This is a genomic window from Chryseobacterium lathyri, from assembly GCF_003290185.1.
Lineage (GTDB): Bacteria > Bacteroidota > Bacteroidia > Flavobacteriales > Weeksellaceae > Chryseobacterium > Chryseobacterium lathyri.
Window position 1 is genome coordinate 169,803 of the sequence record NZ_QNFY01000010.1, and the last position, 15,610, is coordinate 185,412.

General features: G+C 35.9%; 14 protein-coding genes. All 14 read left to right on the plus strand.

The annotated features are described in order from the left end of the window. Positions 1–128 precede the first annotated feature (128 nt). The 14 genes from DRF61_RS15635 (at position 129) to DRF61_RS15700 (ending at position 15,338) form a co-directional block, all read left to right on the plus strand. The gene (locus tag DRF61_RS15635; RefSeq protein WP_111958693.1) at positions 129–1,196 is read left to right on the plus strand and encodes a formimidoylglutamase; all 1,068 of its coding nucleotides are present in this window, start codon (positions 129–131) and stop codon (positions 1,194–1,196) included. Between the two features lie 11 nt (positions 1,197–1,207). Next, positions 1,208–1,984, plus strand: coding sequence for an SGNH/GDSL hydrolase family protein (locus DRF61_RS15640; RefSeq protein ID WP_111958695.1), 777 nt, complete (start codon positions 1,208–1,210; stop codon positions 1,982–1,984). Further along, positions 1,981–2,967, plus strand: a complete 987-nt coding sequence (locus DRF61_RS15645) for a glycosyltransferase family 2 protein (protein WP_111958697.1) — start codon at positions 1,981–1,983, stop codon at positions 2,965–2,967. The genes DRF61_RS15640 and DRF61_RS15645 overlap by 4 nt, the downstream gene beginning before the upstream one ends. Positions 2,968–3,083: 116 nt before the next feature. Next, positions 3,084–4,211: a glycosyltransferase family 4 protein gene (locus DRF61_RS15650; RefSeq protein WP_111958699.1), complete on the plus strand. Its 1,128-nt coding sequence runs from the start codon at positions 3,084–3,086 to the stop codon at positions 4,209–4,211. A gap of 28 nt (positions 4,212–4,239) precedes the next feature. Beyond that, entirely contained in the window at positions 4,240–5,097 is an 858-nt protein-coding gene (locus tag DRF61_RS15655; protein ID WP_111958701.1) for a polysaccharide biosynthesis/export family protein, read from the plus strand. 2 nt (positions 5,098–5,099) lie between these two features. Beyond that, complete coding sequence (locus tag DRF61_RS15660; protein WP_111958703.1) at positions 5,100–7,604, plus strand: exopolysaccharide transport family protein; 2,505 nt, start codon at positions 5,100–5,102, stop codon at positions 7,602–7,604. Positions 7,605–7,817: 213 nt separating this feature from the next. Next, on the plus strand, positions 7,818–8,708 hold the full coding sequence (gene porG, locus DRF61_RS15665) for a type IX secretion system protein PorG (protein WP_111958705.1): 891 nt from the start codon (positions 7,818–7,820) through the stop codon (positions 8,706–8,708). A gap of 5 nt (positions 8,709–8,713) precedes the next feature. Further along, entirely contained in the window at positions 8,714–9,463 is a 750-nt protein-coding gene (locus DRF61_RS15670; RefSeq protein WP_111958707.1) for an isoprenyl transferase, read from the plus strand. Between the two features lie 26 nt (positions 9,464–9,489). Further along, entirely contained in the window at positions 9,490–12,027 is a 2,538-nt protein-coding gene (gene bamA, locus DRF61_RS15675) for an outer membrane protein assembly factor BamA (protein WP_111958709.1), read from the plus strand. 8 nt (positions 12,028–12,035) lie between these two features. Further along, positions 12,036–12,596, plus strand: a complete 561-nt coding sequence (locus DRF61_RS15680; protein WP_111958729.1) for an OmpH/Skp family outer membrane protein — start codon at positions 12,036–12,038, stop codon at positions 12,594–12,596. A 67-nt stretch (positions 12,597–12,663) separates the two neighbouring features. Further along, complete coding sequence (locus DRF61_RS15685) at positions 12,664–13,167, plus strand: OmpH/Skp family outer membrane protein (protein ID WP_111958711.1); 504 nt, start codon at positions 12,664–12,666, stop codon at positions 13,165–13,167. A gap of 63 nt (positions 13,168–13,230) precedes the next feature. Further along, positions 13,231–13,716 (plus strand): acyl-CoA thioesterase, encoded by a 486-nt coding sequence (locus DRF61_RS15690; protein WP_111958713.1) that lies wholly within the window; start codon positions 13,231–13,233, stop codon positions 13,714–13,716. A 73-nt stretch (positions 13,717–13,789) separates the two neighbouring features. Next, on the plus strand, positions 13,790–14,653 hold the full coding sequence (gene rfbD, locus DRF61_RS15695) for a dTDP-4-dehydrorhamnose reductase (protein ID WP_111958715.1): 864 nt from the start codon (positions 13,790–13,792) through the stop codon (positions 14,651–14,653). Position 14,654: 1 nt separating this feature from the next. Next, the gene (locus DRF61_RS15700; protein WP_167409437.1) at positions 14,655–15,338 is read left to right on the plus strand and encodes a hypothetical protein; all 684 of its coding nucleotides are present in this window, start codon (positions 14,655–14,657) and stop codon (positions 15,336–15,338) included. The last annotated feature ends 272 nt before the right edge of the window (positions 15,339–15,610 follow it).

Below are 15,610 nucleotides of genomic sequence, written 5' to 3' on the forward strand. Positions count from 1 at the left end.
TATGTGTTGACGGCTTTTTTTATTAACAAAAGTTGCCACAGCATATGAACTTGCTCTGGTTTTTTTGTATGTTTGTTCAGGAAAGCAATTAGTCAATTAACCCATTCCCAAGTTTTCAGATTAAAAATATGGATTTTGAAGATTTTATCATTTCACCAAGAAATTTCAAAACAGAAAGCTGGCAGATCGGCAGCAGAATTACAAAAGATATAAAAGAAGACAGCATTGTTCTTCTCTTTGTTTCAGATTACAGAGGAGCGGGCGGTGATGCAGAGGTACAGGACTTTACAGCGGTAAGAAAAGAGTTTTATAAACTTTCGCAGCTGGATTTTGAGGTTCCTGTCGTGGATCTTGGAGATCTGGTTTCCGGAAAAACGGTTCAGGATTCCCATTATATCTTGCAGGAGGTTTTGTCGGCATGTCATTACAAAAGAGCCCTTCCGGTGATTATCGGCGGATCCAATGATTTTGCTTTCTCACTCTTTTCGACATTGAATTTTCACAAGAAAAACATAAACTACACCCAAATCAGCAATATTATTTCTCTACAACAAGGGGAAACAATTAATGAGCATACTTTTTTAGGAAAAATTTTAGGTTCCAAGAATTTCTCCATCAAAAACTATCATCATCTGGGGTATCAGAAGCATCTGAACGAAGCAGATTCAGTAAGACTGATCAAAGACGTTGAGTTTGATATCATCCGCCTTGCTGAAATGATGAATTCCACCGAAAAAACTGAGCCTTTCTTCAGGAAAACCGATTTGGTAACCTTAAACTGCGATGCTGTTGAAAGCTTCAGCGAACCGTTTTCCATGAACCCTCAGGTAAACGGGTTGAACCGAAGAGAGATCTGTGCCTACATGAAAGAAATAGGTTTGAGTGAGAATTTAAAATCTGTAGGAATTTTTAATTATAATATTTATTCTGAAAATCAGCTGAACCACCAGCTCCTGGCACAGATGATCTGGTACCTGATCGAGGGAATCAATATTCAGAGGTCCCATCCCAAAGAAAGGCATTATGAACTGTTCTATGTTTTGATTGACGATAACCAATATGCTTTCAAACGGGATACTTTCAGCAATCTATGGTATTTCGGAGAAGATGAAAATATAGAAAACTGTATTCCATGTTCCAAAAAAGATTTTGAAGAAGCAAAAAGAGGAACGCTTAATCCCAGGCTGACTTTTTAAGTATACACAAGATGAAAAAAAAATTAGTAGCAAGCATTGTTCTGTTAACCGGACTCGTCAGTTTCATTTATTTTTGGAATAAATATGCTTATGCGGGTGAAGAAAACTATTTTTCTTCCAATACAAAACCGGAAAACGGACTTCAGATCGGCGTTATTGGAGATAGTTGGGTGGTAAGGCAAAACCTGGATTCACTTTTACAGAAAAAGCTTTTGGATCAAGGAATCCATTCAGAGATTTATTCATCGGGAAATCCGGGTGCCAAAACCAAACGAATCTATGAGAACCTTTTTAAAGAAGAGAGTGAAGAGTTTTCTTCTAAAAAAGTGATTGAGAAAAAGCCTGATTACTGTATCATAATTGCCGGAGTTAATGATGCGGCAACATATGTAGGGCCGGATTTTTATACCCATCACATGTTGATGATTATTACAACACTCCTGCATTATAATATCAAGCCGGTTGTTGTTTCCCTTCCGGAATTTGGAGCCGAAGAAAATTTTAAAAATAAAAATATACTAAGCAGCCTCAGTAACAGAAGTGCTGAATTGGTTTTAAATGGGGGCGACCAATTTAAAATCCCGGATTACAGGAATGCTTTGCTGACAGAATTAAAGCATGACGGGCTGGATAAAAAAGTGGCCATTTTGAATTTTGATGAAGTAAGCTCTGATTATGATAAAGACAGAAGTCTGTATGCAGATCCGCTCCATTTAAATAAGCAGGGTTACCAAAAATTCAGTGAATTTTTAGCAAAAGGAATTATTAATTTAGAAAACATAAAATGAAGGTTTCAATTATAGTTCCCGTATATAATGTAGAGAATTATCTGGCAAAATGCCTGGATTCCCTCGTTAGTCAGACTCTGCAGGATATTGAGATTCTGGTCATTAATGATGGCAGCAAAGACCACTCAGGACTTGTCATTGATGAATACGCACGAAAATTCCCGGATAAAATAAAAGCTTTCGCCAAAGAGAACGGAGGCCTGAGTGATGCCAGAAACTTTGGTATTGAAAGGGCTTCGGGAGAATATATAGGTTTTGTAGACAGTGACGATTATGTCATGGAAACGATGTTTGAAGAAATGCAGCAGCTGGCAGAAAAACATCAGGCTAAAATGGTCATCTGCAATATTCAGAAAGTAGATCAGGACGGAAAAGTGACTCAGAAACTCACTCAGATTCCTAATATGTCTGAAAAAATAGAGCTTGAAGATCATTTTTCTGTTTTTTCAGACCTCAGTTATTTTGCCTGTAACAAGCTGTTTAAAAAAGAGCTGTTTGATCATAAAAGATTTAAAAAAGGAATCCATTTTGAAGATATTCAGCTGATACCGCAGCTGCTTCTGGAGTGCAAAACTTTGACGCAGACACAGAATTTTCATTATCAGTATCTGGAGCGGACAGATTCTATTACAAAAACCCACACAGAAAAAGGGCTTGATATCCTGAAAGCCGTAAGAGAGGTGGAACAGGTATTTGAAGGATCCGGATATTCCCACAAAAGAAAAGAGCTTAAAAACTTCCAGATTTTTGAAGGGGTATATTCTTTTTTAGCTTATCTCGCTTTTGTAAAAGACAATGAAACATTTTATAAAATGGATGCTGAACTGGCGATTTTTATGAATGAAAGGAAAATAAAAATTCGAGATATATTAAACTATAATCGTTTTGGTAAGAATTATCTTTTATCTTTGCCGTTGAAAAAAAAGATATTTTATCTGTTGTTTTTTGCAGGACAAAAGAAGCTGATAAGAAAATTGTTATAACACAAATGATAAGTACAATTATTTTGGTCATTACATAAAACATTGAAAGGTAACTCTTTATGGGGTTTTTTTAGTAAGTTTTATTAAGATATTGATGATGTGCTTGATAAAAAAAAATGAAGAATTTTGAATTGTTCTTAAGCGAATCAGGAATTTCTATTTTTTACGTGAAAATAGGGTTAGGTTTTCTATTCTCTTTTTTAATTACCTTTTTCTCTATTCCCACCATCATTAAGATTTCCAGAAGAAAGAATCTTATGGATGAGCCAGGCATAAGAAGTTCCCATCTCAGAAAAATTCCCAATCTTGGCGGGATAGCTATTTTTTATTCAATAGGAATCTGCGCATCCATCTTTGCGTATGAGCTTTTTGATCTGTACAAATTTTTGTTTGCCTCATTAATTATCCTTCTGTACATAGGAGTAATGGATGATATTGTTGTAATGAGAGCCTATAAGAAGCTTGTTGCCCAGATTATGGTGTCTGCATTAGCTGTAATAGGATCCGATATCAGAATCAGAAGCCTGTTCGGAATATTTGGAATCTATGAATTGAGCTATTTCATAAGTGTATTGTTCAGTATCGTTACTTTTATTATTCTCATCAATGCTTTCAATCTTATTGACGGAATAGACGGGCTTGCCGGAGGATATTCTGTGATCTGCAGTGCTCTTTTCGGAATAAGCTACTACAGGTTAGGAGAATATAATTTTCCTTTGGTGGTTTTATCAGTTATAATTATAGGTACCGTACTGGCATTTTTATATTATAATTTATCTAATTACAGGACCAATAAAATATTTATGGGAGATACGGGATCCATGCTTCTGGGTTTCCTTCTGGCATTTACTTCGATCTGTTTTATTGATATTTTCATAGACAGAGAACTTCCCAATGTGCCAAGATATCATCTGCAGTCTGCACCGGCAGTGGCGGTTGCTATTCTTATTCTGCCGATTGTGGATACCCTAAATGTAATTATTGTAAGACTCTGCAATAAAAAATCTCCTTTCGATGCAGATAAAAACCACATTCATCACAAACTGCTTAAATTAGACCTTACCCATAGACGTTCCACATTTTATATTATTGTTTACTATTTGATGATTGTAGCTGTAGCTTATTACTTAAGACACATCAATATAAATTTCCTTTTACTTATCATTATTTTATTAGGCTTTTTTGGAGCTTATCTTCCAGATCTTATCTATCATTTACGAAATAATAAGAAAATAAGAATTTAATTTTTACTTTTGCAAATAACATCCCAATATGATGAAGAACTTGAAATATTTATTTTTATTATTACCCTTTTTGATTACATCCTGCATCACCAAAAAAGATGTAAGGTATATGCAGCCCAGCGAGAGTCTTGTAATCAATGAAGAAGGACTTATTCCCTACAATATTCCTACTTACAGAATTACAAAGAATGACATTCTTAATCTCAATATTGTAACCACTCCCAAGGGAGATGCTGCACAATTTTATTCATCCCTGAATTCTTCCGGAGGAGCAGGAGGCATCAATAATTCTGCATTAGTAGGTGTTGGAGGCGTTGGGGGCTCTGGTGTTGGCGGAAATGTGAACTTTTACTTTAACGGTCTGAAAGTGGATTCTAAAGGAGATATCAATGTTTTCGGAATAGGATATGTGAAAGCAGAAGGAAGAACATTGGAAGATATTACCCAGGAGCTTCAGGAAAAAGTAAATGAAAACTTTCAGGAAGGAAAATCTGAAGTAAGACTGAACACAAACGGAATCACGTATTATATTTTGGGAGACGTAGAAACGACAGGTCTTTCCGGAGAAAAAGTAGCACACAAAAATACGCTGACTATTACAGAAGCTTTAGCTATTAATGGAGGCTTGAACAGAACGATTGACCGTACAAATATTGTTATTCACAGAAAATTGCCGGAAGGAATAAAAGTGGCAAAAATAGACCTTACCCGTGAAGATATTATGAATTCCCCGTACTATTACGTACAGAACGGTGATGAGATCTATCTGAATACAAGAGGAAAAAGCTTGAACGGATTTGGTAAAGATCCTGTACAGACTTTAACAACTGGGGTATCGGTGATTACTACAGCATTATCAATTTATCTGCTTCTTAAAAACCTTTAACCATGATTCCAGACAAAGACACCAAAATAGGGAAGAACGAACCCCAGAAGGAAAAGTACGGATCGTTTGCGTTATTTGATATCGAGCACTTTCTGAGAAGAATAGTGAAAAACTGGTACTGGTTTGTATTTATGCTGTTTATCGGCTACTTAATCTCATGGGTATACAGTAAATATTATGCACAGAACATTTATGCATCAGACCTCTCTCTGAGCATATCCAATAATACCTCCAGTTACTTTACCCCAAGCCAGTCCATCAACTTTATCTGGGGACAGAGCGGGAATCAGGACGGAGTTTATCTGAAAAAAATGTTGTTATCCAGATCTCATAATGAGTTTCTGGTAAAGGAATTAGATCTTTTTGTGAATTATTCCACCAAAGGATTGATCAAATCAACCTATATTGACAAAACAGACTCTCCGGTGTTTCTGCAGATTGACAAAAAGCATCTTCAGCAGATTGATTATCCTATTACGCTTATTCCAAAAGGTGGAGATTCTTATGAAGTGGTTCTTCCGGAAGAGGGACAGTCTACCAATTTATATAATTACGAATTAGAAGGATTTCAATCCGTAAATGGATATAGCAGGCCTGCCAACAAGATTGTAAAGATCAACGAATGGTACAACTCCCCGAATCTAAGATTCAGGCTGCTTAAGAATACAGAGACTCCTAAAATAAAAGTTGAAAACATTATCATAAAGCTTAGTTCTGTCAATCAGAGTGTTAATGGTATTGTGTCTACAATAGGAGTGGAATTTGACAAAGAAATCGGAACCATTATGATTATCACCAAAAAAGGGTTTAATCTTAACAGTACTGTAAATTTCTTAAACAAATCTGTAGCCGAACTTCAGAAGAAAAGACTGGCAGACAAAAATATCGTCAATAAGAATACAGACGTTTATCTTCAGAACAATATAGATGATATCCGCAAAAAACTGGATTCAAGTGCAGCAGTGCTGAATTATCTGAAGACTTCTGAAAAGCTTTATAATATCAAAGACAGAGACGAAAAATCCTTAGAGGAAATAAAAAATCTTGAAGCCAAGAAAGCAGATATTGTAAGTAAAATTAGCTCACTGAATAATATTAAAAATACATTGCAGGCCCGTGATTTTGATAAAATGATCAGCACCAATGCTGCAGGTTTTGAAGATGGCTTCTTTTCGGCGTCTGTAACAGAACTCAAGGCTTTATATATGAAGAAAAGAGAAATGGCGACCATCTATAAGCCAAACTCTGAGCCTATGAAAGAAATAGACAGGCTGATTAATGAAGCAAGAATGGGTTCATCTGGTTCTTTACGAAATTATTACACGAAATATTATGATGAAATCAATAAGATAGACCGTCAGGTAGCAGAAGCCAATTCAGATCTCACTTCATATCCTGAAAAAGAAAGAAAATATCTGGATGCGGAAAGAGGATACAATATGATCGAAGCTACCTATAACAGTCTTTTGAACAGACAGAACGAGGCGCAGATGAAAGTGGCTACCAACCAGTCTGATATTACAGTAATAGACCCTGCGAAAAACTTAGGACAGGCTCCAATTGGCCCCAATGTAAAAGCAATAAAATCAGCAATCATATTTGGTTTATTGCTGATTCCATTACTGCTCATTCTAATCGGTGCGGTACTGGACAACAAGATCCGAAACATCAAAGAACTGTTAAGTGCAACAAAGATTCCACTTCTTGGCGTTATCGGCAACAACAGCAACGAAAATATGCTTACCGTTTTGGAGCAGCCTAAATCATCAGTATCAGAGGCGTTCAGAGGAATCAGGGCAAGCATGAGATTCTTAATGGAAAACAATAACGAAGATGGTAAAGGAAAAATTATTTTAATTACTTCTTCTATTGGTGGAGAAGGAAAAACATATATTTCCATCAATCTGGCTTCAGTAGTAGGGCTAAGTGATAAAAAAACAATCCTGCTTGGGATGGACCTTAGAAAACCTAAGATATTTGGAGATTTTAAAATTGATAATAAATATGGAATCTCAAATTACCTAACAGGAGAAGTAGAGATGGAGCAGGTCATCAATAAAACTAAGATTCCGAACCTGGATGTAGTAACTTCTGGACCAATTCCTCCAAATCCTTCAGAGCTTTTAATGAGCAGCAGAAATATCAAATTCCTAGAAGAACTGAAGGAGAAATATGATTTCATTATCATCGATTCTCCACCGGTAGGTTTAGTAGCTGACTCTTATGAGCTGATGAAATATTCCGATGCTAACATTTATATAGTTCGTCACGAATATACCGAGAAATATATGCTGAAGATGATCACTGAAAAATACCATAACGGAGAAATTAGTCATTTAGGACTTATATATAATGATTACAATAAGAAACAAGGTTACGGATATGGTTATGGATATGGATATGGCTACGGATATGGCTACGGCTATTTTGATGAAGATAAAAATTATAAGGAACCGTTATTAATAAAAATCCGAAATAAGGTCCAAACAATATTTAATAAAAAATAGCGTTTTAAACCCTCAGCAAATGGGGGTTTTTTTATACGTTCAGTATTGGTAATCTAAGGAAAAAAGAATATTTTTGGCACTTTGCCGTTTACTTTATAACAAATTATGTTTTTTTGTTTATTTTTAACTATACATTAAGAATATCATTAATATAAAAATGTTTTATATTTGCAAAAATTAAATTTTAAAATAACCATAAATCCATATTCTTTTATGAATAAAAAATTATTGTTTAGCTTTCTTGCCTTCCTTGGAGTGGTAAGTGTTAAAGCACAAAGAAACGAATTGGGAGTTCGTCTGGGTATGAGTAACCTAGTTGGGGACATAGGAAGGACCAATTATATTTTACAAAAGCCGTTGGATTTAGACAGAATGTCAGATTGGGGTTTCCCTTTCTATGGTGGTTTATTATATAGATTTAATTTTAACCCGCACCAGACCGTTAGATTGGATTTAGGATACAACCAGATCCAGTTTAGTGATAAAGCTGCGAAAGAAGAATATAGAGTGAATAGAAATTCATACGGAAAAAATAACGTATACGAAGCAAGCTTAATGTTCGAATACAACCTTTTCCCTGTCAATAATGAACAGGTAAGTATGGTGAGCCCTTATATCTTTGGAGGTATTGGTGCTTTGATGTTTGATGCCCCTAAAGCCAATCTTGTAAACGATTTTAGAAGAGATGCAGATGGAGTAGCACAGGCTCCTCTTAATGAACAGGATTTTAAAAGTACTCCGGAATATACATTAGGAAAAAAAGTAACAATGCATATCCCTTTCGGGGTAGGTTTAAAATATAAGTTTAACCATAATTGGGCTATATTTGCAGAAGCCACATTTAGATATACACTGACGGATCAGCTTGATCATAGCCGTTTGCTTTCAAAAGATCTGACGTCCAGCTTTAATGCAGATATTTTAGATCCTGCTACCGGCGGTTCGCTGCTACAGTCAGGAAACTATTATGCGGTCTCTAAAGAAAGAGAACAAGAACTTCTTAATAAAAGAAATATAGGGGATGAAAGGTCTAAGGACTGGATGAATACTTTTAGTTTAGGACTTACCTATTCATTCGGAAGACCTCCATGCTATTGTGATTAATTAATATGTCGTTGATTAAAGATAAAATAAATTCTCAGAATTTACCGAAACACGTCGCCATCATAATGGATGGCAATGGAAGATGGGCAAAAACGCGTGGCGAAGAAAGAACTTTCGGCCACAAGAATGCCATTAATGCAGTAAGGAATGCCATTAATGCCTGTAATGAGATTGATATACCTTATTTAACACTGTATACATTTTCTTCTGAAAACTGGAGCCGTCCTGCAGATGAAGTAAGTACATTGATGAATCTGCTGGTAGAAACCTTATTGCTGGAGGCCGAAGAGATCTTTAGTAAAGGACTCAGAATGCATGTTATAGGAAACCTGCAAAAGCTTCCTTCTCTCGTGAGAGAACAGCTTGAACGTGTGGTAGAACTCACAAAAGAAAACACAAAAGGCAATTTAGTACTGGCAATAAGCTACGGCTCACAGAACGAAATATTAGATGCCGTAAAAAACATCAGTTCCGATGTGAAAGAAGGAAAAGTTGATATTGAGAATATTGATGAAAAACTATTCGAAAATTACCTTTATACAAAAGACTTTCCTCCTGTAGACCTGCTGATCAGAACCAGCGGAGAAATAAGAATAAGCAACTTCCTTCTTTGGCAGATCGCTTATGCGGAACTACAGTTTTTAGATGTTCTATGGCCGGATTTTACAAAAGATATCTTCTTCCAGTGTATTGTTGATTACCAGAATAAAGAAAGAAGATACGGCTTAACCGGCGATCAGATAAATGCCCAATAAATTAAAGAAAAGAAAGACTCGATAAAATGAAGTTTAGACTATTACCCATCATAATGTTTGCTGCTTCGGCGCATTTTTATGGACAAGTAACTCCTCAGGACAGCACTAAAGTTAGTAATGCTGTACACGCAGAAAATGAAGCAGGAACTTACACTCTTAAAGACATTGTTGTAGATGGGGTAAAAAAATATACGCCGGCACAAATCTTAAGATTTACTGGCTTAACTAAAGGAGAAGCTGTAGATATTCCGGGACAAAAAATCAGCAACGCTGTTAAAAAACTTTGGGATACCCAGTCTTTTTCAGAAGTTGAAGTTTATGTTCAGAGTATTGAAGGGCAGACCGTAATTTTGAGATTCTACCTTGAAGATCTTAAAGAACTTGGAGAAGTAAAATTCACAGGTAAAGGGATAGGTAAATCTAAAAACGAAAAACTAATAAAGGACAATAATCTAAAGCCCGGAACAAAAATCACACAAAACCTGATTTCCAGTCTTAAGACTAAGGTTCCTAAGGATTACGTGAAAAAAGGCTTTGCTGATGCTAAAATTACCATCCAGGATAAAGTGAATGCAAACGATCCGTCTATGGTAGACTGGACCATCAATGTAGAGAAGGGCAAAAGAATAAAAATTGACCATATCGAATTTGAAGGCAACCCAAGCGTTACAGATGCAAAACTTAGAAAAAAGGCATTCAAAGAAACTAAACAGAGAAGATTTGGTATCGGAGGAATCCTAAAATCTTCAAAATTTATTGAAGAAAAATATCAGGAAGATAAACAAAGCCTTATCAGCTATTATAACTCTTTAGGATATAGAGATGCTAAGATTGTTTCAGATTCCGTATGGAGAAACAAGAGAAATAATTACGAAATCAATGTAAAGCTTAACGAAGGTAAAAAGTATTATATCGGGGATGTTACATTCACCGGAAATACCGTTTACTCTACAGAATATTTACAGAGATTATTAGGATACAAAAAAGGAGATATCTACGATGCCGTAGGTTTCAATAAAAAAGTAGGAGAAGACGGAGGTAAAGAGGACGACTCGGATATCAAATCTGTGTACATGAATAACGGTTACCTTTTCTCTAGCGTAACACCGGTAGAAAAATCCGTATCAGGAGACACTGTAAACCTGGAGATCAGAATTAATGAAGGAGAACAGGCTACATGGAATAAAGTAACATGGCAGGGGAATACAACTACCCATGATCATGTTGTGCTTAGAGCTCTAAGAACAAAACCGGGGGAGCTTTTCAAAAAGACAGAGATTAAAAGAACCTACTTCGATTTAGCCGGGATGTCCTTCTTCGATCCACAGCAGGTGGGGCAGGATATTCAGCCAAATCAGCAGGATAATACTGTAGATATCAACTGGAAACTGGTAGAGAAGGGTTCTTCTCAGGTACAGTTACAGGCAGGATATGGAGGTAACAGCTTTATCGGGACATTAGGACTTACGTTCAATAACTTCTCTTTAAAGAACTTCCTTAAATTCAAAGATTTTAAACCGGTACCTCAGGGAGACGGACAGACTTTGTCTATTCAGGCTCAGGCAGGACAGTATTTCCAAAACTATGGTATTTCATTTACAGAGCCATGGTTATTCGGAACAAGACCAACTGCCCTTTCAGTAAGTTTGAACACTTCCAGAGTAAAATATAATGACAGTAATGGGCTTGATCAAAAGCTTAATATCTTCTCCGCTTCAGTAGGTCTGAACAGATTGCTGAACTGGCCGGATGACTATTTCTCGTTATACACTGGGCTTCAGTTCCAAAAATATACCTTCAATAACTATCCTTTCCAGTTCGGAGATGCTACAGAATACTACGGTGATGCCAATAACTTAAGCCTTAACTTAGGTTTAAGCAGAAACTCTGCGGGTATTGATCCTATTTTCCCGACAATGGGTTCAAATATTGAAGTTTCCGCGAAACTGACTGCACCTTACTCATTGTTCAGCAATAAAGATTACTCTACCATGTCACCGGTTGACAAATACAAGTGGATGGAATTCTACAAGATCAAGTTCAAGGCTGATGTATATAATGAGGTTGCAGGTAAACTTGTATTGAGATCTTCCGCTGAAATGGGATTCATGGATGGTTATAATAAAAAACTTGGTGCTCCGCCATTTGAAAGATTCTATGTAGGAGGTACAGGTTTATTTGGAGGTAGATATGACGGACGTGAATTGATTCCATTGAGAGGTTATGAAAATGCTTCAACATACGGAGGAGAAGTAGATGATATTACCCAAAGAGGGGGAGGTACAATCTATAATAGATTTACATTAGAATTAAGATACCCGATTTCAATGAACCAGACGGCCAAAATCTATGCACTTACCTTTGCAGAAGGGGGTAACGTATGGAACTCCTGGAGTACATACAACCCATTCCAGCTGAAAAGATCTGTGGGAGTTGGTGTAAGAGTTTATATGGGAGCTTTTGGTTTGATCGGATTTGACTTTGCTTACGGATTTGATAAAACTGTTTCCGGAACAGAGCCATCTGGATGGAAAACACACTTCCTGATGAACCAATCATTATAATCACACATATGAAAAACTTTAAAATCATTTTCACATCTGTATTGTTCCTGCTTTTCGGACTTTCAAACGCCCAGAAAGTTGGAATTGTAGATACAGGCTATATTTTAGATAAACTACCTCAATACAAAGAAGCAGAAGCAAGATTGAATTCACAGATCGATACATGGCAGTCTGAACTTCAAAATCTGCAGTCGGAGTACGAAAGAAAAAAATCAGCATTTGAAAGTGAAAAAGTATTGTTGATAGGGGATCAGCTGAAGCTTAGAGAAAAAGAAGTAATGGATCTCGAGAAAAATATCAAAACAACTACCAGCTTACGTTTTGGAGCCAATGGTGAAATTACAAAGCTGAGAACAAACTTGGTAGTACCGTTTCAGGATCAGATCTGGACAGCTGTCAAAACAATGGCTGAGAAAAATGGATTGGGCACGGTTCTTGATAAATCGGATAACAATGTCCTTTTTCTTCTGCCAAGATATGATTACACAGAAAAAGTATTAAACATCTTATTAAAAGGATCCGCTGCATCTGATAAGAAAGAAAAAACAAGCAGCAAAAGTAAAAAGTAAATTTTTAAATTAACTTTTACTTAAATTTAAAATCTAAAAACAAATTAAATTATTTATTTTACCAATTATGAAAAAATTAAGTGTATTATTTGCCGCGGTAATAATGGTTGTATCGGTAAGTATGGCAAAAGCTCAGAAATTAGCTACTGTAGATTTAATGGGAGTTCTTAATGCAATGCCTGAAAAGAAAAAAGCAGATACCGACATAAAAGCTTTCTTAGATGCAAAACAAGCTGAAATCAAGAAAAAAGCAGATGCTGGACAGGCTAAATTAAAGCAGTACAGTGAAGAAGCTCCTAAGAAAACTGCTGAAGAAAACAAAGCTAGAGAAACAGAATTACAAAAGATTCAGGAAGAAATTGCTCAAATGCAAGAGAAGGCTCAAAAAGATCTTCAGGCTAAACAGGATGTTGCTTTCGGACCAATCGAGAAAAAACTGAATGATGCAATCGAGAAAGTGGCTAAAGCTGGTGGATATGAATTTATCATGGATGCAAACTCTTCAGCATTAGTATACAAATCTGGTGCAGATGCTACAGCTGCTGTTAAGAAAGAATTAGGAATCAACTAATAAATTAACAAAGTTTTATAAATTAACCGCCTCTTTTAAAGGCGGTTTTTTTATTTTTGCGCTATGGAAAAAGAAGTATCAACGACCGTAAAAGTAAGGTTCAGCGATTGTGATCCGATAGGACATTTGAATAATGTAAAATATTTAGACTATATGTTCAATGCCAGAGAAGATCATGTAGAAACATTTTATGGATTTACATACGAAGAATATACCAAAAAGACCGGCTGTACATGGATTGCTATTCAAAATGAGATCGCTTATTTAAAAGAAGTGAGATATAATACCCAGGTTGTGATCAGCAGCAAAACCATAGAAGTGCAGGACAGAACGGCTAAAGTGGAAATACTCATGAAAAGCCTGGATGAAAAAACAGTTCATGCTGTACTATGGGTTACGGTGATCTATTTCAATCTTAAAACAAGAAGATCAGAAATTCACCCCCAGGACATAAGAGAAACCTTTGGAAAGTTCTTTGTAGATTTAGAGCAGAAAGATTTCCAGCCTAGAGTGAAATTCTTAAGATCACAGAACGCAAAAAATTCATAATCAGCTGATGTTGGATAATGTCCTGTTTTGTAAGTCAGATATTACAGTACACCTCAAAAATAATAAATTATAGATGAAAAGAATAGCAGTAATAGGAAGCAATGGGCAGTTGGGGAACTGTATCAGAAAAATTGCCCCTGATTTTGAAAATACCTACGAGTTCCTATTTACAGATTCCCAGACTCTGAATATCACAAACGAAGATCAGGTTAATGATTTCTTCTACGATAATAAACCAGACTATTGTATTAACGCTTCGGCATATACTGCTGTGGACTTAGCCGAAAAGGAAAAAGATAAAGCATTTGCTGTAAATGCTGATGGAGTAGCCTATCTTGCTCAGGCCTGTGTAGATTATAAATGTATCCTGATCCATGTTTCTACAGATTATGTGTTTGACGGAGATACAAACCTTTCCTACTCAGAAGATGATTTTACCAATCCAACCGGAATATATGGTGAGTCAAAAAGAAAGGGTGAAGAGTTAGCTCTCGAAATCAATCCAAAAACTATTATTCTGAGAACCTCTTGGCTGTATTCGGAGTTCAATAAGAATTTCGTTAAAACAATGTTGAATCTCTTTTCTCAGAAAGAAGAACTTGGGATTGTAGCGGATCAGTTTGGGCAGCCTACCAATGCAAATGATCTCGCAGAAGCAATCATGAGGATTATAGAAACTCCAAACAAAACCTTTGGTATTTTTCATTTTTCAAACTATCCTGAAACCACTTGGTTTGATTTCGCTAAAAAAATTGCTGAATTTTCAAACTCTTCAGTAAAACTGAATCCTCTTACAACAGAACAGTATCCTACTCCTGCCAAAAGACCGGCAAGAAGTACAATGTCATTAGATAAGATAGAAGAAATATATAAAATAGAACTCAAGCATTGGGAAAACAGCCTTGAAGAATCTGTCAAAATATTAACACAACAATAGTATGATCAAAAACCTGGCAGTTGCCATTTCCATATTCTGTGTCCATTTGTGTCATGCCCAAAGTGTATACCTTTCAAAAGTTGAAAAAACCAACGACAATACAGATAAATTCCTGTATAAAAAAGCGTCAACTACAGTTGACGCCGAATATTTGGGAGAAATTGAAGTCCAGGGATTTTCAAGAGATGATGCAGCTGTTTTTTCCTTAATATATAAAAAAGCAAAAGAAATAGGTGCCAATACCTTTTCGTTGAAACCATTTGAAAATATAGATGGCACTCCTCAGCCCCTCAACCCAGCTAACTATAGGATGGCTCTATACTATACTCCCAAAGAAAAATTGAGAGATCAGAATGGAAAGCTTTATGTCTTTGCTTCCTCAGATAAAGATCAGAAGATTAATATCAATAAGAAAGATTACCTGCTTACCCCCAGATCTTATATTACTCTGGATATCATACCAGGAGAAGTGTATACCATATCAACAAAGAAGCTTTTAGGCTCTACTATTAAAGTTCAGCCCAAAGGAAGTGATGAAAATCTATACTTTCAGGCTTCCTCGTTAAAAGTAAAATCAGATACTTCCGGAACAGGCGGTTTAAATTTGAAGTCCGGCGATATTATAGGTTTAGAAAAATCCTATGCAGAATTTTTAAGCGTTATATACGTTCAAAATAAGCAATAAGATAATATTGATAATCAAAGTAAGTGAAAATTAAACATAAGTTTAAAATTTTTCTACCTGCTTACCAGTAGCTTATGAATTTATATTACTTAATTATGAATTTTATGTTAAATAAGTTTGTTTTGCGTTTGAATAAGTTGTTATCTTTGCCGCACTGAAAAACGAGAGTGGAACAGTAGCGCAGAAGAGCTTTTAGATAAGCGATAGGTATTTAAAAAAGCTTACAGGAATCAGGAGAAAAAGCTTAGCAATATTTTAATAAATAAAAGTTG

Coding starts and splice junctions, on each gene's coding strand:
- DRF61_RS15700 (WP_167409437.1), top strand. CDS start 14,655: ATGATCAAAAACCTGGCAGTTGCCATTTCCATATTCTGTGTCCATTTG.
- DRF61_RS15650 (WP_111958699.1), top strand. CDS start 3,084: ATGAAGAATTTTGAATTGTTCTTAAGCGAATCAGGAATTTCTATTTTT.
- DRF61_RS15690 (WP_111958713.1), top strand. CDS start 13,231: ATGGAAAAAGAAGTATCAACGACCGTAAAAGTAAGGTTCAGCGATTGT.
- DRF61_RS15685 (WP_111958711.1), top strand. CDS start 12,664: ATGAAAAAATTAAGTGTATTATTTGCCGCGGTAATAATGGTTGTATCG.
- DRF61_RS15670 (WP_111958707.1), top strand. CDS start 8,714: ATGTCGTTGATTAAAGATAAAATAAATTCTCAGAATTTACCGAAACAC.
- DRF61_RS15660 (WP_111958703.1), top strand. CDS start 5,100: ATGATTCCAGACAAAGACACCAAAATAGGGAAGAACGAACCCCAGAAG.
- porG (WP_111958705.1), top strand. CDS start 7,818: ATGAATAAAAAATTATTGTTTAGCTTTCTTGCCTTCCTTGGAGTGGTA.
- DRF61_RS15655 (WP_111958701.1), top strand. CDS start 4,240: ATGATGAAGAACTTGAAATATTTATTTTTATTATTACCCTTTTTGATT.
- DRF61_RS15635 (WP_111958693.1), top strand. CDS start 129: ATGGATTTTGAAGATTTTATCATTTCACCAAGAAATTTCAAAACAGAA.
- rfbD (WP_111958715.1), top strand. CDS start 13,790: ATGAAAAGAATAGCAGTAATAGGAAGCAATGGGCAGTTGGGGAACTGT.
- DRF61_RS15645 (WP_111958697.1), top strand. CDS start 1,981: ATGAAGGTTTCAATTATAGTTCCCGTATATAATGTAGAGAATTATCTG.
- DRF61_RS15640 (WP_111958695.1), top strand. CDS start 1,208: ATGAAAAAAAAATTAGTAGCAAGCATTGTTCTGTTAACCGGACTCGTC.
- DRF61_RS15680 (WP_111958729.1), top strand. CDS start 12,036: ATGAAAAACTTTAAAATCATTTTCACATCTGTATTGTTCCTGCTTTTC.
- bamA (WP_111958709.1), top strand. CDS start 9,490: ATGAAGTTTAGACTATTACCCATCATAATGTTTGCTGCTTCGGCGCAT.